Origin of the sequence: Mesorhizobium sp. BAC0120 (assembly GCF_033542235.1) — a bacterium.
In the GTDB taxonomy this organism is placed as follows: Bacteria; Pseudomonadota; Alphaproteobacteria; order Rhizobiales; family Rhizobiaceae; genus JAWRCU01.
Window position 1 is genome coordinate 24,944 of sequence record NZ_JAWRCU010000011.1, and the last position, 16,858, is coordinate 41,801.

The 16,858-nt window shown below is 62.6% G+C and carries 18 protein-coding genes; 15 read left to right on the top strand and 3 right to left on the bottom strand.

Going from position 1 to position 16,858, the window contains the following annotated elements; genetic code table 11:
- Positions 1-181 precede the first annotated feature (181 nt).
- The 8 genes from hisB to coaA are packed head-to-tail and all read left to right on the top strand — an operon-like array spanning position 182 to position 5,355.
- Positions 182-793, top strand: coding sequence for an imidazoleglycerol-phosphate dehydratase HisB (hisB, locus tag SAZ10_RS22395; RefSeq protein WP_318611601.1), 612 nt, complete (start codon positions 182-184; stop codon positions 791-793).
- A gap of 5 nt (positions 794-798) precedes the next feature.
- Entirely contained in the window at positions 799-1,272 is a 474-nt protein-coding gene (locus SAZ10_RS22400; RefSeq protein WP_318611602.1) for a DUF2628 domain-containing protein, read from the top strand.
- Between the two features lies 1 nt (position 1,273).
- A complete protein-coding gene (gene hisH, locus SAZ10_RS22405; RefSeq protein WP_318611604.1) occupies positions 1,274-1,924 on the top strand; it encodes an imidazole glycerol phosphate synthase subunit HisH in 651 nt (216 codons plus the stop codon).
- Positions 1,921-2,682 carry a 1-(5-phosphoribosyl)-5-[(5-phosphoribosylamino)methylideneamino]imidazole-4-carboxamide isomerase gene (gene hisA / locus SAZ10_RS22410; RefSeq protein ID WP_318611605.1) on the top strand — a complete coding sequence of 254 codons (762 nt, stop codon included), beginning with the start codon at positions 1,921-1,923 and terminating at the stop codon, positions 2,680-2,682. Before hisH ends, hisA begins: the two co-directional genes overlap by 4 nt.
- On the top strand, positions 2,679-3,236 hold the full coding sequence (locus SAZ10_RS22415) for a Uma2 family endonuclease (RefSeq protein ID WP_318611607.1): 558 nt from the start codon (positions 2,679-2,681) through the stop codon (positions 3,234-3,236). Before hisA ends, SAZ10_RS22415 begins: the two co-directional genes overlap by 4 nt.
- A 5-nt stretch (positions 3,237-3,241) precedes the next feature.
- Positions 3,242-4,030, top strand: a complete 789-nt coding sequence (gene hisF / locus SAZ10_RS22420; RefSeq protein ID WP_318611608.1) for an imidazole glycerol phosphate synthase subunit HisF — start codon at positions 3,242-3,244, stop codon at positions 4,028-4,030.
- 16 nt (positions 4,031-4,046) lie between these two features.
- Positions 4,047-4,370: a phosphoribosyl-ATP diphosphatase gene (locus SAZ10_RS22425; protein ID WP_318611609.1), complete on the top strand. Its 324-nt coding sequence runs from the start codon at positions 4,047-4,049 to the stop codon at positions 4,368-4,370.
- A 25-nt stretch (positions 4,371-4,395) separates the two neighbouring features.
- On the top strand, positions 4,396-5,355 hold the full coding sequence (coaA, locus tag SAZ10_RS22430) for a type I pantothenate kinase (protein ID WP_318611611.1): 960 nt from the start codon (positions 4,396-4,398) through the stop codon (positions 5,353-5,355).
- 28 nt (positions 5,356-5,383) lie between these two features.
- Here coaA and SAZ10_RS22435 read toward each other — a convergent pair whose 3' ends face one another.
- From SAZ10_RS22435 to SAZ10_RS22445, 3 genes are all read right to left on the bottom strand, one after another.
- The gene (locus SAZ10_RS22435; RefSeq protein WP_318611613.1) at positions 5,384-5,998 is read right to left on the bottom strand and encodes an alpha-ketoglutarate-dependent dioxygenase AlkB; all 615 of its coding nucleotides are present in this window, start codon (positions 5,996-5,998) and stop codon (positions 5,384-5,386) included.
- Between the two features lie 89 nt (positions 5,999-6,087).
- Entirely contained in the window at positions 6,088-6,522 is a 435-nt protein-coding gene (gene arfB, locus SAZ10_RS22440) for an alternative ribosome rescue aminoacyl-tRNA hydrolase ArfB (RefSeq protein ID WP_412535277.1), read from the bottom strand.
- 91 nt (positions 6,523-6,613) lie between these two features.
- Complete coding sequence (locus SAZ10_RS22445; RefSeq protein WP_318611615.1) at positions 6,614-8,218, bottom strand: phosphoenolpyruvate carboxykinase; 1,605 nt, start codon at positions 8,216-8,218, stop codon at positions 6,614-6,616.
- Positions 8,219-8,542: 324 nt separating this feature from the next.
- On the opposite strand from SAZ10_RS22445, the gene SAZ10_RS22450 reads away from it, so the two are divergent.
- The 7 genes from SAZ10_RS22450 to SAZ10_RS22480 all read left to right on the top strand — a co-directional run bounded on the left by SAZ10_RS22450 (position 8,543) and on the right by SAZ10_RS22480 (position 16,854).
- Positions 8,543-9,244 (top strand): response regulator transcription factor, encoded by a 702-nt coding sequence (locus SAZ10_RS22450; protein ID WP_318611801.1) that lies wholly within the window; start codon positions 8,543-8,545, stop codon positions 9,242-9,244.
- Positions 9,245-9,270: 26 nt separating this feature from the next.
- Complete coding sequence (locus tag SAZ10_RS22455; protein ID WP_318611616.1) at positions 9,271-11,055, top strand: sensor histidine kinase; 1,785 nt, start codon at positions 9,271-9,273, stop codon at positions 11,053-11,055.
- A 15-nt stretch (positions 11,056-11,070) separates the two neighbouring features.
- The gene (locus SAZ10_RS22460; RefSeq protein WP_318611618.1) at positions 11,071-11,508 is read left to right on the top strand and encodes an HPr kinase/phosphorylase; all 438 of its coding nucleotides are present in this window, start codon (positions 11,071-11,073) and stop codon (positions 11,506-11,508) included.
- Positions 11,509-11,682: 174 nt separating this feature from the next.
- Positions 11,683-12,084: a PTS sugar transporter subunit IIA gene (locus SAZ10_RS22465; protein WP_318611619.1), complete on the top strand. Its 402-nt coding sequence runs from the start codon at positions 11,683-11,685 to the stop codon at positions 12,082-12,084.
- A gap of 6 nt (positions 12,085-12,090) precedes the next feature.
- Complete coding sequence (locus SAZ10_RS22470) at positions 12,091-12,369, top strand: HPr family phosphocarrier protein (protein WP_318611620.1); 279 nt, start codon at positions 12,091-12,093, stop codon at positions 12,367-12,369.
- A gap of 267 nt (positions 12,370-12,636) precedes the next feature.
- Complete coding sequence (gene ahcY / locus SAZ10_RS22475; RefSeq protein ID WP_318611621.1) at positions 12,637-14,037, top strand: adenosylhomocysteinase; 1,401 nt, start codon at positions 12,637-12,639, stop codon at positions 14,035-14,037.
- 267 nt (positions 14,038-14,304) lie between these two features.
- Complete coding sequence (locus tag SAZ10_RS22480; protein WP_318611622.1) at positions 14,305-16,854, top strand: sensor histidine kinase; 2,550 nt, start codon at positions 14,305-14,307, stop codon at positions 16,852-16,854.
- The last annotated feature ends 4 nt before the right edge of the window (positions 16,855-16,858 follow it).

Below are 16,858 nucleotides of genomic sequence, written 5' to 3' on the forward strand. Positions count from 1 at the left end.
GCTATCCCAGGACGGCAATCGCGCGGCACGAGTTGGTCGCGCTCTATGTATGCGACAGCCGCTCATTTGCAAACCGGAGCGTTCGGCCGGCCATGCTTGCAAGGGGGTTCGGGTGAACTGGTATTCGCGCTGTTGTGCTGTTAAGAGGCTCCGCCGCAATCCTTAACCGGAGCAAGACCCGATGGCGTCCGCAAAGGGCCAACGCGCTGCAAAGTTCAGCCGCGAGACGAAGGAGACGTCGATCGCCGTTTCCGTCGACATCGACGGAACCGGTCGTTTCGACATCGCGACCGGCGTCGGCTTCTTCGATCACATGCTGGAGCAGCTGTCGCGCCATTCGCTGATCGACATTACCGCGAAAGCCAAAGGCGACTTGCATATCGACGATCACCATACCGTTGAGGACACCGGCATTGGGCTCGGCCAGGCGATCGCCAAGGCGCTAGGTGAGCGGCGCGGGATTGTCCGTTACGCTTCGATCGATCTTGCCATGGACGAAGCTCTGACCCGCGCTGCCGTGGACGTGTCGGGCCGCCCGTTTCTGGTATGGAATGTCGCCTTTCCGTCATCCAAGATCGGCACTTTCGACACCGAGCTTGTGCGCGAGTTCTTCCAGGCCCTGTCGCACAATGCCGGCATCACGCTGCACGTGACCAATCTCTATGGCGCCAACAGCCATCATATCGCCGAGACCTGCTTCAAGGCTGCGGCGCGGGTGCTGCGAACCGCATTCGAACATGACCCACGCCAGGCCGACGCCGTACCCTCCACCAAAGGCTCGTTGAAGGGATAGGGGCGATGGCGTCGTGGGTCGTATTCCAGCCGCCGCAAACGGGCCGCGCAACGGAGCAGGACCCCGTCTTCGTGCGCGACGGCTTTTCGTGGCTTGCGTTCCTGTTCTCGCCGCTATGGCTCCTCTGGCACCGGCTCTGGGTCGAGGCGGTCGCTGTCTTCGCCGCGCTTTTGGCCGCGAGCGCGCTCGAGCGCGTCCAGGGCCTCGGGCTTGCAGCATCGCTGGCCGGAGTGTTGATCGCGATCTTCATCGGCCTCGAAGGCAACGGCATGCGCATCGCCGCGTTTCGGCGTCGCGGCTGGCGCTTCTGGGGCGCCGTCGATGCTGACAGCGAGCTTGATGCCGAGGCTCGATACGCGGCCGAAGCAGAGCCCGACGACGCAGCCGAGCGCCAGCCGATCGCGCCGTCGATAAATCCGGCCCGCGCCGGCACGGCACCCGGCGCGCCGGTCGAACTGCTCCTCAATCCGGGCCGCTGACATGCGTGTCGCCATCATCGACTACGGCTCGGGCAACCTGCGTTCGGCAACCAAGGCCTTCGAGCGCGCTGCGCGGGAAGCGGCAATCGCTGCAGAGATCGAGTTGACGGCCGATGCCGAACGGGTGCGGACCGCCGACCGCATCGTGCTCCCTGGCGTCGGCGCCTATGCCGATTGTGCTTCCGGTCTCAACGCCGTCGAGGGCATGTGGCAGGCCGTCGAGGAGGCCGCAATCGCCAGAGCCAGGCCGTTCCTCGGCATCTGCGTCGGCATGCAACTGATGTCGGACCGCGGTCTGGAGAAGACGATCACACCGGGTTTCGGCTGGATCGCAGGCGACGTGAAGGAGATCGAACCGGCCGATCCGGCGCTGAAGGTGCCGCAGATCGGCTGGAATACGATCGAGCTCCGGCGTGAACACCCGCTGTTCGCCGGCATCCGAACGGGCGGGCAAGGGCTGCACGCCTATTTCGTGCATTCCTACCATCTCGACGCCAGGCGCGAAGAGGATCTGGTGGCCGTTGCCGACTATGGTGGCCCCGTCACCGCCGCCGTCGCGCGCGACAACCTTGCCGGCACGCAGTTCCATCCCGAAAAGAGCCAGGCTCTCGGCCTGGCGCTGATAGCGAATTTTCTTAGGTGGAAGCCGTGATCCTGTTTCCTGCGATCGACCTGAAGGACGGCCGTTGCGTGCGACTCAAGCTTGGCGACATGGACCAGGCGACCATCTACAACACCGATCCCGCAGCGCAGGCGAAGGCATTCGAGGATCAAGGCTTCGAGTGGCTTCACGTCGTCGATCTGAACGGCGCTTTCGAGGGCCGGTCGGTGAATGGCGCCGCGGTCGAGGCGATCCTCGGGGCGACTAAGAACCCGGTGCAGCTCGGCGGCGGGATTCGCACGTTGGCGCATGTCGAGAACTGGCTGGCGAAAGGCCTCGCGCGGGTGATTCTTGGGACCGTCGCAGTGCGCGACCCGGCGCTGGTGAAGGAGGCCTGCCGTCGGTTTCCGGGCAGGATCGCTGTCGGAATAGACGCCCGCGGCGGCAAGGTTGCGGTCGAGGGCTGGGCCGAGGCCTCGACGCTCGGCGTCATCGAGCTGGCGCGGAAATTCGAAGGTGCCGGCGTCGCTGCCATCATCTATACCGACATCGACCGAGACGGTGTGCTGGCCGGCATCAACTGGGATGCGACGATCGCGCTCGCCGAAGCTGTTTCCATTCCCGTCATCGCTTCGGGCGGCCTGGCCTCGATCGACGACATCGAGCGCATGACCCTGCCCGACGCAAGCAAGCTTGCAGGCGCCATTTCCGGCCGCGCGCTCTACGATGGACGCATCGATCCACGGGAAGCGCTGGCGATCCTGAGGGATTTGAAGCGGCGAACCGCCGATGCTAAATTGAATTCATGAACCTTCAGTCGCGATATCCGACCACACCGGACGAATTCCTGCGCTGGAACGAGGGGCGCGAGAGCAAGTGGGATTTTGTCGAGGGGAGGATCGTCGACACGATGGTGCGCGTTTCGAGAAACCACGCCATCATCGCGGGACGGTTGACGACCATTCTTGGGCAATCGCTTACGTTCCCACCCTATACCGTTTCGACGGCCAACTTCGGGGTCAAAACGGCGACCAGCGTGCGATATCCGGATGTCATGGTGGACGGCGCAGCAGGCTCGGCAAACGATCTGGCGGCGGCATCGCCAATATTCATCGCAGAGATACTGTCGCCCTCGACGCTCGCAGTCGATTTCCACCATAAAGCGAGCGAGTATCAGTCGGTTGAAACGCTCCGCCACTATTTGATCCTGGCGCAGGATGGACCAAGGGTATGGCTCTGGTCAAAGGAGCCGGCTGGTTGGTCGAAGCCAGCGATGGTGGAAGGGCTCGACTCGGAAGTGCTACTCCAGGGGCTGGGACTGACCATACGGCTTCAGTCGATCTACGCCGGCCTCCTCGACTGAGTCACATGACCCTCAAATCCCGCGTGATCCCTTGCCTGGACGTGAAGGACGGCCGCGTCGTCAAGGGCGTCAACTTCGTCGATCTTATCGATGCCGGCGATCCGGTAGAGGCCGCGAAGGCCTATGATGCGGCCGGCGCCGACGAGCTCTGCTTTCTCGATATCACGGCGTCCTCCGACAATCGCGCGACGATCTTCGATGTCGTGGCCCGCACGGCCGAGCAATGCTTCATGCCGCTCACCGTCGGCGGCGGCGTGCGCACGGTCGCCGACATCCGCAAGCTTCTGCTCTCCGGCGCCGACAAGGTGTCGATCAATACGGCTGCCGTGAAGAACCCGGACTTCATCGCCGAGGCCGCCGACAAATTCGGGAACCAGTGCATCGTCGTGGCAATCGATGCCAAGAAAGTCTCGGCCCAAGGCGAGACTGACCGCTGGGAGATCTTCACCCACGGCGGCCGCGAACGGACCGGCATCGATGCGGTCGAATTCGCACGAGATGCCGTCGAGCGCGGCGCAGGCGAAATTCTGCTCACTTCAATGGATCGCGACGGCACGAAAGCTGGCTACGACATCCCGCTGACGCGCATGATCGCCGACGCGGTGCGCTCGCCCGTAATCGCCTCGGGCGGGGTCGGCAATCTCGACCATCTCGTAGAGGGGATCAGGGATGGCCATGCGACCGCGGTGCTTGCCGCTTCCATCTTCCATTTCGGCACCTACACCATTGCCGAGGCCAAGGCATACATGGCGGAGGCCGGGCTTGCCATGCGGCTGGACTTCGCCGCCGCTTGACCCTAAACCGCGTCCGATGTCCGAATTCTCCCTAGCCGACCTCGAACGGATCATTGCCGAGCGTGCGCGCTCCGGTGATCCCGATTCCTGGACCGCGAAGCTCTTCGCCCGTGGCATCGACAAGGCGGCCCAGAAGCTTGGCGAGGAAGCCGTCGAGGCGGTCATATCAGCCATAAGGGCGGACAAGGACGGTCTGGTGAAGGAGAGCGCTGATCTTCTCTATCATCTGCTCGTCGTGCTCGCGATCTCGGGCGTTTCGCTCGCGAGCGTGATTGCCGAGCTGGAGCACCGCACGGGCCGCTCTGGCATTGCCGAGAAGGCTTCGCGCCCAAAGGGCTGATCTCAGAAAAGGTGGTGCCTGATCCATGGATCAGCTTGTCCCGACCGACCGTTACTCCCCTTACTGGTTCTTTTCCGCGGAGCGCTGGGCCGAGTTTCGAGCCGATACCCCGCTCACCCTGACTGCCGAGGAGGTCGCGCGGCTCTCCTCGCTCTACGACCCGATCGACCTCGACGAAGTTGGGCGCATTTATCTCTCGCTGTCACGGCTGCTCTCGGCCCATGTCGAGGCGAGCCAGCTGCTTTTCCGGCAGCGCCAGGCCTTCTTCAGCGCAGACGACGTCGTAAAGACCCCTTTCATCATCGGCATGGCGGGCTCTGTTGCCGTAGGCAAATCCACCACCGCTCGCGTTCTCAAAGAGCTGCTCGCCCGCTGGCCATCGAGCCCGAAGGTCGATCTCATTACGACTGACGGATTCCTTTATCCGAACGAGGTGCTGCGACGCGAAAACCTGATGGAGCGCAAGGGTTTTCCGGACAGTTACGACGTCGGAGCGCTGCTGCGCTTCCTCTCGGCCATCAAATCGGGCCAGCCGAACGTCCGCGCGCCGCTCTATTCGCACCTCACCTATGATGTGACGCCTGGTGAATTCATCACCATCGATCGGCCGGACATTCTGATCTTCGAAGGCATCAACGTGCTGCAGCCGCGTGAGCTGCCCAAGGACGGCAAGTTCGTCCCCTTCGTTTCCGACTTCTTCGACTTTTCGATCTACATCGATGCGGAGGAGGCGCTGATCCACAGCTGGTATATCAAGCGCTTCATGAAGCTGCGCGAAACCGCCTTCCGCGACCCGCAATCCTTCTTCCACCGCTATGCGGCGCTTTCGGAAGACGCCGCGCGCAGCATCGCGGAGGGGCTCTGGACGAACATCAACCTGAAGAACCTCAGGGAAAACATCCTGCCGACGCGGCCCCGGGCGGATCTGATCCTGCGCAAGGGCGACAATCATCGCGTGGTAGAGGTGGCGCTCAGGAAGCTCTGACGGAACCGGCCGAATTGGCGACTCGGCTCTATGGCTTCGTTACGCGCCTCAGCGTCAGGTTGATCCTGCCGCCATTCTTCAGCAGCGCGGACGTTGCCGGATAAATCCGGTCGACACCGTGGAAGGCGAGGCGTCTTTCGCCACCGAGGACCACGACGTCGCCGCTCTTCAGTTCCAAGGACAAGGTGCGATCGGCGCGGTTCGTTCCGCCGACACGAAACAGGCAGGCATCGCCCAGCGACACCGAGACGACAGGCGCGGAAAACTCTTGCTCGTCACGGTCCTGGTGCAAGCCCATCTTTGCGTCATGCGAGTAAAAGTTGACCAGGCAGGCCTCCGGCGGGTGCGGATAGCCGGACACCGTGTTCCAGAGGTCGAGCAGGCGCCGAGGGATTGGCGGCCAGGGTTTCCCGGTCAGCGGATGCGTCGGCTGGTAGCGATAGCCGCGCTCCTTGTCGGTCACCCAGCCAAGCGCGCCGCAATTGGTCATGCGCACGCTCATCGGCTTGCCCGATCGCGGCATGGTCGGCACATAGAGCGGCGCTGCCTGCACCACATTACGGATATCCTCGACCAGCGCTTCCTGCGCCTCGCTGTCGAGACAGGAAGGGATGTGGCGCACGCCTTTGGGCAGGACTTGCATGGCGGTTAGACTCGAGATTCGGCGGATCGTATCAGGCTAAGGCAGGCTTGCCACCCGGATCGAGCCTTCGAGCAGCAGTGAACGCCGCCTCAGTCCGACTCGACCCTGCCTCTCATCTTCTTCACCGTCGAACGCCCGGCCTTTGCCTTCAGGCGCTTCTCGACGGAGGACTTGCTTGGTCTCGTCTTCTTGCGCGGCTTGGGCGGCGGTTCGGCTGCCTTGGCGATCAGCGCGGTGAGCCTTGCCCGCGCATCGGCGCGGTTCTGCTCCTGCGTGCGGAAGCGGCCCGCCTCGATGATGATGACGCCTTCCTTGGTCGCCCTCTGACCTGCGAGGCTGATGGCACGCTCGCGCACGCGTTCCGAAAGGCCGCGAGCGCGCGACGCGTCGAAGCGGAGCTGGACGGCCGTCGCGACCTTGTTGACGTTCTGGCCGCCAGGTCCGGACGAGCGGATGAAGGTCTCCGCGATATCCTCGGGATGGATGACCGCTTCGCCGGAAATGATGATGCTTTCAGAGTCCATGGCAGACATTGATGGCCCGGCGACCATCAAAAAGGAAGGGCATGGGTCCCCTGGTTCCGCTGTCAGACCATTGTCGTCGTTCGATCGGATATCATTCCGCCGCTTCCAGGAGCGCGGGCGCAGCGTCGAGCACCGCTGCGTCGACATGCGCCTCGAACTTCTCGAAATTGGCCGCGAACATTCCGACGAGCCGTTTCGCTTGCCTGTCATAGGCGGCCTTGTCGGCCCAGGTCTCGCGCGGGTCGAGCATGGCCGGGTCGATCCCTGCTACACTCACCGGCACGGCGAAACCGAAATGAGGATCGGTGCGGAACGAAGCGTCCTTCAACGAGCCGTCGAGGGCGGCCGCAAGGAGCCCCCTGGTCGCGCCGATCGGCATCCGCCGGCCCGTCCCGAAGGCGCCGCCCGTCCAGCCGGTGTTGACCAGCCAGCAGTCGACGCCGTGCTCGGCAATCAGCCGGCGCAGCAAATTGCCGTATTCGGAGGGATGGCGGGGCATGAAGGGCGCTCCGAAGCAGGTCGAGAAAGTGGCTTGGGGTTCCGTCACGCCGCGTTCGGTACCCGCGACCTTGGCCGTGTAGCCCGACAGGAAATGGTACATTGCTTGCGCTGGCGTCAGCTTGGCGATCGGCGGCATGACGCCGAAGGCATCGGCCGTCAGCATGACGATGTTCCGCGGATGACCGCCACGCCCGGTCCTGCTCGCATTGGTGATGAAGTCGAGCGGGTAGGCGCAGCGCGTGTTCTCGGTAAGGCTGCCATCGTCGAAATCCGGCACGCCGTCTTCGCCGAGCACCACGTTCTCCAGGACCGTTCCGAAACGCTGTGTCGTCGCGAAGATCGCCGGCTCGGCTTCGGCCGAAAGCCGGATCGTCTTGGCGTAGCAGCCGCCTTCGAAATTAAAGATCCCGTCAGCGCCCCAGCCATGCTCGTCGTCGCCGACCAGGGTCCGCATCGGATCCGCCGAAAGCGTCGTCTTGCCGGTGCCGGAAAGGCCGAAAAAGACCGCTGCATCGCCGGCCGGCCCGATATTGGCCGAGCAATGCATGGGCATGACTCCCTTTTCCGGCAGCAAGTAGTTGAGCGCCGTGAACACCGACTTCTTCATCTCGCCGGCATAGGTCGTGCCGCCAATGAGCACGATCATGCGGGAGAGATCGATGGCGATCACCGTCTCGCTTGCGGTGCCGTGCCGTACCGGATCTGCCTTGAAGGACGGCAGGTCGATGATGGTCATTTCGGCTACGAAATCCTCGAGGTCCGCCGCCGCCGGCCGGATCAACAGGTTGCGGATGAAGAGCGAATGCCAGGCAAGCTCTGTGATGACGCGCACCTTGAGGCTGTGATCTGCGCCCCCGACAAGGTCCTGGACGAAGAGGTTGCGCGTGGCCAGATGTGAGCGAAAATCGGCGTAGAGGGCGTCGAAATGGGCCCGCGACATCGCGCGGTTGTTGTCCCACCAGACGGTCGGCCCGGTCTTGTCGTCGCGGACGATGTGTTTGTCCTTTGGCGAGCGGCCGGTGTGCCGGCCGGTTTCGGCGGCAATCGCCCCATGAGCGGTGAGTCGCACCTCGCCGCGGCGAATCGATTCTTCGACGAGCTGAGCCGTGCCGAGATTATAGCTGACCGTTCCTGAGCTGATGAGACCCGCGGCCTCGATCCCAAACTCCGGGTTTCGTTTGCCGCGCTCACTCATGACGCTCTCCGCAAGTACGTTGTGGTCCACAGCGGACCCTACCTGAGGGCAGAACCAGAAATATTGTGTGGATTCAAATCATTAATCGATTTAAACATTTTGAGAATCGTTTAAATCGTTTATAGTGCCGCTAAGTAAAGGCGGGTCGGCTCGAGGGCGGGTCGAGGGAAGATCTGACGATGGACTTCGTAACGGCGACGCGGTGTTCACCGCGCCGGCCATGACAGTTGCGGTGATCTGTGCCACATTTTGTACTCAATTCGTACGCCAATACCCCCTGCACACAGCAGGAAGGGACACCCGATCATGAGGGAGCCGCTTGACATGGCAACCATCGCGCTTGTCGACGACGATAGAAACATCCTTACCTCTGTCTCGATCGCGCTTGAATCCGAGGGGTATCGTGTGGAGACCTACACGGATGGGGCATCGGCATTGGAGGGGCTTTCGGCGCGTCCGCCGAACCTGGCAATTTTCGATATCAAGATGCCGCGCATGGACGGCATGGAATTGTTGCGCCGCATCCGCCAGAAGACGGACCTTCCGGTGATCTTCCTGACGTCGAAGGACGACGAGATCGATGAGCTGTTCGGTCTCAAGATGGGTGCCGACGATTTCATCCGCAAACCGTTCTCGCAGCGACTTCTGGTCGAGCGGGTCAAGGCCGTGATGCGCCGCACGAGCGCTCGCGAAGCTGCGGCAAAGGTACCCAACCAGCAGTCGAAATCGCTCGAGCGCGGCCAGCTGGTGATGGACCAGGAGCGCCACACCTGCACCTGGAAAGGTGAGCCGGTGACGCTCACCGTAACCGAATTCCTGATCCTGCACTCGCTTGCGCAGCGCCCAGGCGTGGTCAAGAGCCGTGACGCGCTGATGGATTCGGCCTATGATGAGCAGGTCTATGTGGACGACCGGACCATCGATAGCCATATCAAGCGCTTGCGCAAGAAGTTCAAAGCCGTCGACGACGACTTCGACATGATCGAAACTCTGTATGGCGTGGGGTACCGGTTTCGCGAGGCGTGAAAACCCGCCCGGAGACTAGGGGCTGAATGGCAGTTGATGCCGAGATCAAAAAGCCTTTGGCTGTCGCCAGGGGGCCATGGCGTTTTCCGAGGAAGGTGCTGTCGAAGGTGACGGTGCCGCTGAGGCGCTTCCTCGGCCACTATGTCTTTTCGAGCCTTACCAGACGCATCCTCTTCCTCAATCTTGCCGGGCTCGGCGTTCTCGTCATCGGCATCCTCTACCTAAACCAGTTCCGCGACGGGCTGATCGACGCTCGCGTGGAAAGCCTGATGACCCAGGGCGAGATCATTGCCGGCGCCGTCGCAGCCTCGGCGACGGTGGAGACGGATTCGATCAGCATCGATCCCGAGAAGCTCCTGGAGCTGCAGGCCGGAGAAAGCCTGGCGCCCGGCACGGACCAGCTCGACAGCCTTGATTTCCCGATCAATCCCGAGCGTGTCGCGCCGGTGCTGCGAAGGCTGATCTCGCCGACCCGAACGCGCGCCCGGATCTACGACCGCGATGCAAATCTGTTGCTCGATTCACGGCACCTCTATTCGCGCGGCCAGATCCTGCGCTACGAGCTGCCGCCGATCGAGGATGAGGAGACCGGCGTTCTCGACCGGATCCAGAGATATGTCGGCAGCCTGTTCCGCTCCGCCGACCTGCCGATCTACAAGGAACAACCCGGCGGCAGCGGCACCGCCTATCCCGAGGTAATGACCGCACTCACCGGCAGCCCGCAGACGGTGGTCAGGATCAGCGAGCAGGGCGAGCAGATCGTCTCGGTCGCGGTCCCGATCCAGCGCTTCCGCGCGGTGCTCGGCGTCCTGCTCTTGTCCACCCAGGGCGGCGATATCGACAAGATCGTCAGCGCCGAACGGCGGGCGATCCTGCGCGTGTTCGGAGTTGCGGCGCTCGTCACCGCGATCCTTTCGATGCTGCTTGCTTCGACCATCGCTAACCCGCTGCGACGACTTGCCGCCGCTGCCGTGCGTGTGCGGCGTGGTGTGAAGAACCGTGAGGAGATCCCCGATTTCTCCGGTCGCCAGGATGAAATCGGCAATCTGTCCTCGGCTGTTCGCGACATGACGAATGCACTTTATGCGCGTATCGAGGCCATCGAGAGCTTCGCGGCGGACGTCAGTCACGAGCTGAAGAATCCGCTCACCTCGTTGCGCAGTGCAGTAGAAACTCTGCCGCTTGCCAAGAACGAGAACTCGCGGCAGAGGCTGATGGAGATCATCCAGCACGACGTGCGACGCCTCGACCGTCTCATCACGGACATTTCCGACGCATCGCGTCTCGACGCCGAGCTCGCCCGCGAGGATGCCGCGACCGTCGACATGCGGAAGCTCCTCGGCGACCTGATCTCCGTGTCACGCGAGACCGGCCGCGGCAAGAAGAAGGTCGAGATCGACCTCAAGATCGGCAAGCTGCCGCAGGGTGCCAAGGGCTTCTATGTGCTCGGCCACGATCTGCGGCTGGGGCAGGTGATCACCAATCTCGTCGAGAACGCGCGCTCCTTCGTGCCGGAGGAGATCGGCCGCATCGCAGTCACACTGACGCGGAGCGGACGGCATGTCATCATCACGCTCGACGACAACGGGCCCGGCATTCGCGCCGACAATATCGACCGCATCTTCGAGCGCTTTTATACCGATCGTCCGGCAAGCGAGGCCTTCGGCCAGAATTCAGGCCTGGGCCTTTCGATCAGCCGCCAGATCGTCGAGGCGCATGGCGGCACGCTGACGGCGGAGAACATTCCCGGTGGCAAGCCCGGCGAAGTGCGTGGCGCACGCTTCGTCGTGACCTTGCCCGCCGAAGGCTGAGCCGGGCCGTCCGAAATGAATATTCACGCGACGGCGCTCGTGCTCGGTGATCGAGGTGTTCTGATCACCGGTGCTTCCGGCTCGGGCAAGACGACGCTCGCGCTTGTTCTGATTCGGAAATTCCTGTTGGCAGGTTCATTCGCGCGGCTCGTCGCCGACGACCAGATCTTCGTCAAACCGCGTCATGGCCGCGTTGTTGTTTACAGCCCCCGGACGATTGCGGGTCTGGCGGAGGTTTATGGACTTGGCCCCCAGCTGCTGCCCCATTTCGAATCAGCCGTCGTCGACCTGGTCGTCCGCCTCGTCCCAAAAGCCGATGCGCCGCGCCTTTCCGACCCGCTTACCGAAACCGTCGCAAGCATCGCCTTGCCCCGGCTCGACCTGCCGTCACGCAACAGGACGGCCTCCTCTCTCGCCGTTGCGGCGTGGCTGAAAACGCCTCCATTCTGTTAGAAATTCGTCATATAACCTGTCGAGAATGCGTCAATTTGGCCGAATTGGCATCATATTTGGGCTTGTCAACGAGCTTCGCGTCGACAAGATAGCGCTCCTGCCGACGGGGCGGGTGTGCCGACGGTCAAGTTGCATGAGCCCCGTATCAAGGGCCATCACGGGAGCCCAAAAAGAATGATCGGACTCGTGCTTGTAACGCACGGTCAGCTGGCCGAGGAGTTCCGGCACGCCGTGGAGCATGTCGTCGGACCTCAGGAGAATTTCGAAACCGTGTCGATCGGTGCCGACGACGACATGGAGAAGCGCCGTCAGGACATACTCGATGCCGTGCATCGTGCCGACACGGGTTCCGGCGTCGTCATTCTTACGGACATGTTCGGGGGGACGCCGTCGAACCTCGCAATCTCGGTAATGGAATCCGGAAAGGTCGAGGTGATCGCCGGCATGAACCTGCCCATGCTGATCAAGCTTTCCAGCGTGCGCACCGGTGACGATATGGCGATGGCGCTGCAGCATGCGCAGGCCGCCGGCCGCAAATATATCAACGTCGCCAGCCAGCTGCTCAACGGCAAGTAGGTGTGGATGGGGGCTCCGCTGGTCCGAGAGTTCGAGATCGTCAATCAGCGCGGCCTGCACGCTCGCGCGTCGGCGAAGTTTGTTCAGCTCGTCAGCGGTTTCCAGGCAGAGGTTCGGGTCGAGAAGGACGGCGTCTCTGTGGGCGGCACCTCGATCATGGGGCTGATGATGCTTGCCGCGAGCCCCGGCTGCTGCATCCGGGTGACGGCCGATGGGCCGGAAGCCGAAGAGGTCATGACGGCGCTCGAAAAGCTGATCAGCTCGCGCTTCGGCGAGGAGATCTGAGCAGGTTCTGCCAAAACGTCCTCTGTTGGCAATGCCCTGAACCAGACAAGCGGTTCAGCGATTTCTTGGGCCATTCTACGGATGTCCGCATTGGCTCCTGGTTCAATGCCGTCAGCGCGTGCAAGATATGCACGCATAAACATTTCTTTATGTCCTATTGTCGGCGAAGTGCCGATCTGCTACGTCAGGCCTCAATTTTCGCGCCGCGGCTGACGCCGCCATCTTGCTTCAGCGCCAGCAGATTCAAAGACCGATAGGAAGAACATCATGGCCCGTTCGAACGACTACGTGATTGCCGACATCGGCCTTGCCGACTGGGGTCGCAAGGAAATCGAAATTGCCGAAACCGAAATGCCCGGCCTGATGGCCTGCCGCGAGGAGTTCGGCAAGGACCAGCCGCTGAAGGGCGCGCGCATCTCCGGGTCGCTGCACATGACGATCCAGACGGCGGTGCTGATCGAGACGCTGAAGGCGCTCGGCGCCGACATCCGCTGGGCCTCCTGTAATATCTTCTCCACGCAGGATCACGCCGCCGCGGCGATCGCCGCCTCCGGCATCCCGGTCTTCGCCGTCAAGGGCGAGTCGCTCGAGGAATACTGGGAATACACCGACCAGATATTCCAGTGGGCCGACGGCGGCGCGTCGAACATGATCCTCGACGATGGCGGCGACGCGACCATGTACATCCTGCTGGGCGCGCGCGCCGAAGCCGGCGAGGACGTGCTCTCCAAACCAGGCAGCGAGGAAGAGGAGATCCTGTTCGCGCAGATCAAGAAGCGGATGGCCGCCACGCCAGGCTTCTTCGCCAAGCAGAAAGCATCGATCCGTGGCGTCTCCGAGGAGACCACGACCGGCGTCAATCGGCTCTATCAGCTCCAAAAGAAGGGGCTGCTGCCGTTCCCGGCAATCAACGTCAATGACTCCGTCACCAAATCGAAATTCGATAACAAATACGGCTGCAAGGAATCGCTGGTCGACGGCATCCGCCGCGGCACCGATGTGATGATGGCCGGCAAGGTCGCCGTGGTGTGCGGCTATGGCGACGTGGGAAAGGGCTCGGCCGCCTCCCTGAAAGGGGCGGGTGCACGCGTGCAGGTCACCGAGGCAGACCCCATCTGCGCCTTGCAGGCGGCGATGGACGGTTTCGAGGTGGTGACACTCGACGATGCGGCGCCAAACGCCGACATCGTGATTACCGCGACCGGCAACAAGGACGTCGTGACGCTCGATCACATGCGTGCCATGAAGGACATGGTGATCGTCGGCAACATCGGTCACTTCGACAACGAGATCCAGGTGGCGGCCCTGCGCAACCTGAAATGGACCAACGTCAAGCCGCAGGTGGACATGATCACCTTTCCCGACGGCAAGCGCATGATCCTCTTGTCGGAAGGCCGGCTGCTCAATCTCGGCAACGCCACCGGCCATCCGAGCTTCGTGATGTCTGCCTCCTTCACCAATCAGGTGCTCGCGCAGATCGAGCTCTATTCGAAACCCGGCCACTACCGGAACGAGGTTTATGTGCTGCCCAAGCACCTCGACGAGAAGGTGGCGCGGCTGCATCTCGGGAAGCTGAAGGCGAAGCTTACCGAGCTCTCCCTCGACCAGGCCTCCTATATTGGCGTCACGCCTCAGGGTCCTTTCAAGCCGGAGCACTACCGCTACTGAGACCGCCGACCAGGTTGTGCAAAACTGTCCCACGGTTCTGCGACAAGAACCTGCGACAAAAATGAAACCCTTGGCGTTTATTCTTGTGATTCCGAGAGCCGGGCGGTGATTGATCCGCCCGGCTTCTTCTTTTTGCACAGCACCCTGCTTCACGCATATTCCGGGAGCGATTAGATTGCAGTGATTCGCGACGCTCGCGCCCGTCGTGGGGACACGAGGACTGAGTTGGGGCAGTCTTGGCAGAGAGGCGGCGGAGAGGAACAAGACATGCCGGGCGAAAACCCGCGACCGGCGGGACTAGCCGTTTCCGGCGGCAATAAATGCGCTTCCGATCTGGAAGGGCCGCGACGGCGTTTCGCCTGGCGCGCTCCGCGTCTGCTCCGCACGACCGCCTTGGCTGCATTTTCCTCGGCTGCTGCCGGCCTGCCGGCGAGTGCCGCCTTGGCCGCGAGCGGACCGCTGTCGGTCAGCACCTTCGAGGTGATCCAGATCGCCGTTTCCGTCGGAATCTTCAGCGCAGCACTGCTTTCGGCGATCTGGCTGATCCGCGAGCGAGGGCGCACCTTCGACGAGAACGGGGTGCTGCGCGCCAAGGTCGCGGATCTCAGTATTGCGCTGCAACGCTCCGAGGCGATGCTCAACCTGCGCGACCAGCGTGTCATCGTCTGGTCGAACGAGCACAAGAAGCCGGAGCTTATCGGCTCCTTGTCCCCCGAGTCCGGAGCGCCGGAGGACCGTAGCTCCTTCCTTGCCTTCGGCCGCTGGCTCGCTCCGCGCTCGGCTGCCGCGCTTGACCATGCGATCATGGCGCTGCGCGAGAAATCGGCTGGCTTCGACCTTACCGTCGAGGCGGTCAATGGTGCGGGCCTCGAAGTGCAGGGTCGCAGGACGGCAAAGCACGTCATCGTCCGCTTCGTCTCGCTCTCGGAGATCCATCGTGCCAACGCTCGCCTGAAGCTCGAGAATCAGCGGCTTTCCTGGGAGCACGAGACGCTGCTCGGCCTGCTCGATGCCCTCAAGATGCCATTCTGGCTGCGCGGCGCCGATGGACGGCTGAGATGGGTGAACCGCGCCTACGCCGCAGCAGTCGAGGCCGAATCGTCGAGCCTTGCCCTGCGCGACGGGAAGGAATTGTTGGGCACGCATGCGCGTGAAGCGATTGCGAGACAGCACGCCTCCAGCCAGGTTTTCGAACAGACTCTTTCGACCGTGATCAAAGGCGACCGCAAGATGTTCGCCGTGACCGATTTCGCAGGACTGGAAGGCTCGGCCGGCATTGCCGCCGATGTGACCGATATCGAAGCGATGCGCGAAGAGCACCAGCGCACTCTGAGCAGCCACGCCGATACGCTCGATCAGCTCACCACGGCTGTCGCGATTTTCGATGCCGGCCAGAAGCTGCGCTTTTTCAACCAGGCCTTCCAGAAGCTCTGGGACTTGGAGCATGTCTTCCTCGACAGCGCGCCGGACAACGCGCTGCTGCTCGATAGGCTCCGCACCTCAGGCAAGCTCGCGGAGCTGCCGGAATGGCGGCGCTGGAAGGAGAACCTGCTTTCGGCCTATCGCGCGGTGGCCCCGCAGGAGCACTGGTGGCACCTGCCGGATGGGCGTACGATTCGTGTGGTCGCCAATCCGCAGCCCAATGGCGGCGTAACCTGGCTGTTCGAAAACCTCACCGAAAAAATCGACCTGGAAAGCCGCTACCAGACTGCGGTGCGTGTGCAGGGCGAGACGCTCGACAATCTTGCCGAGGGCGTCGCCGTGTTCGGCCCCGACGGGCGCGTGCGCCTCTCCAACCCGGCTTTCTCCACATTATGGAGCATCGAACCTTCGCTGGCCCGGCCCGGCACTCATATTTCGGCGATTCGCGCGGTCTGCGATGAAAAGCTCGCCGCGAGTCCTTGGGGGAGCTTTGTGGCCGCCGTAACCGGTTTCGACGACGAACGCCGCGACCGCCGCGGCCAAGCCGAACTCACCAATGGCACCGTGCTGCGTTACGGGGTGATCCACCTGCCGAACGGCCAGGTGATGATAACTTTTGTCGACGTGACGGACAGCGTCAATGTCGAACGGGCGCTGAAGGAGAAGAACGAGGCTCTGCAGAAGTCTGATCAGCTCAAGAACGACTTCGTCCAGCACGTCTCTTATGAACTGCGCTCGCCGCTCACCAACATCATTGGTTTCACCGAACTGCTGCAGCTTGCCGAGACCGGGCACCTCACCGAGCGCCAGCGCGAATATGTCGACCATATCGGCTCGTCCTCTTCGGTGCTCCTCACCATCGTCAACGACATTCTCGACCTCGCGACGGTCGATGCCGGCATCATGGAGCTCGATATCGGGGAGGTAGAGGTCGATAGGACGATCGCCAATGCCGTCGAGCTTGTCTCCGAACGGTTGCGCGAGCACGGCATCCGGGTAAGGCTCGAAACCCAGCGCGCGCCGAAGAGTTTCAATGCTGATGAGAACCGGGTTCGGCAGATTCTGTTCAACTTGCTGAGCAATGCAGCCAACTATGCGCCGGAAAACAGCGAAATCGTGCTTGCCTGCGAGGGGTCGGAGAGCGGCGTCGTCTTCTCCGTCCATGACGATGGCCCCGGGATGCCGGCCGAATTCCTCGACACGGTCTTCCGCCGTTTCGAGTCACGCACCAATGGCGGCCGCCGGCGCGGTGCCGGGCTCGGCCTTGCAGTCGTCAAGAGCTTCGTCGAGCTGCACGGTGGGACCGTCAGGATCGACAGCGCGGAGGGCAGCGGCACGACCGTCACCTGCTGGTTCCCGATCGCGCCCGTCGGCACAAGGGCGGCAGCGGAGTAGCCGA

Coding starts and splice junctions, on each gene's coding strand:
- hisB (WP_318611601.1), top strand. CDS start 182: ATGGCGTCCGCAAAGGGCCAACGCGCTGCAAAGTTCAGCCGCGAGACG.
- SAZ10_RS22400 (WP_318611602.1), top strand. CDS start 799: ATGGCGTCGTGGGTCGTATTCCAGCCGCCGCAAACGGGCCGCGCAACG.
- hisH (WP_318611604.1), top strand. CDS start 1,274: ATGCGTGTCGCCATCATCGACTACGGCTCGGGCAACCTGCGTTCGGCA.
- SAZ10_RS22415 (WP_318611607.1), top strand. CDS start 2,679: ATGAACCTTCAGTCGCGATATCCGACCACACCGGACGAATTCCTGCGC.
- hisF (WP_318611608.1), top strand. CDS start 3,242: ATGACCCTCAAATCCCGCGTGATCCCTTGCCTGGACGTGAAGGACGGC.
- SAZ10_RS22425 (WP_318611609.1), top strand. CDS start 4,047: ATGTCCGAATTCTCCCTAGCCGACCTCGAACGGATCATTGCCGAGCGT.
- coaA (WP_318611611.1), top strand. CDS start 4,396: ATGGATCAGCTTGTCCCGACCGACCGTTACTCCCCTTACTGGTTCTTT.
- SAZ10_RS22435 (WP_318611613.1), bottom strand. CDS start 5,998: ATGCAAGTCCTGCCCAAAGGCGTGCGCCACATCCCTTCCTGTCTCGAC.
- arfB (WP_412535277.1), bottom strand. CDS start 6,522: ATGGACTCTGAAAGCATCATCATTTCCGGCGAAGCGGTCATCCATCCC.
- SAZ10_RS22445 (WP_318611615.1), bottom strand. CDS start 8,218: ATGAGTGAGCGCGGCAAACGAAACCCGGAGTTTGGGATCGAGGCCGCG.
- SAZ10_RS22450 (WP_318611801.1), top strand. CDS start 8,543: ATGGCAACCATCGCGCTTGTCGACGACGATAGAAACATCCTTACCTCT.
- SAZ10_RS22455 (WP_318611616.1), top strand. CDS start 9,271: ATGGCAGTTGATGCCGAGATCAAAAAGCCTTTGGCTGTCGCCAGGGGG.
- SAZ10_RS22460 (WP_318611618.1), top strand. CDS start 11,071: ATGAATATTCACGCGACGGCGCTCGTGCTCGGTGATCGAGGTGTTCTG.
- SAZ10_RS22465 (WP_318611619.1), top strand. CDS start 11,683: ATGATCGGACTCGTGCTTGTAACGCACGGTCAGCTGGCCGAGGAGTTC.
- SAZ10_RS22470 (WP_318611620.1), top strand. CDS start 12,091: ATGGGGGCTCCGCTGGTCCGAGAGTTCGAGATCGTCAATCAGCGCGGC.
- ahcY (WP_318611621.1), top strand. CDS start 12,637: ATGGCCCGTTCGAACGACTACGTGATTGCCGACATCGGCCTTGCCGAC.
- SAZ10_RS22480 (WP_318611622.1), top strand. CDS start 14,305: ATGCCGGGCGAAAACCCGCGACCGGCGGGACTAGCCGTTTCCGGCGGC.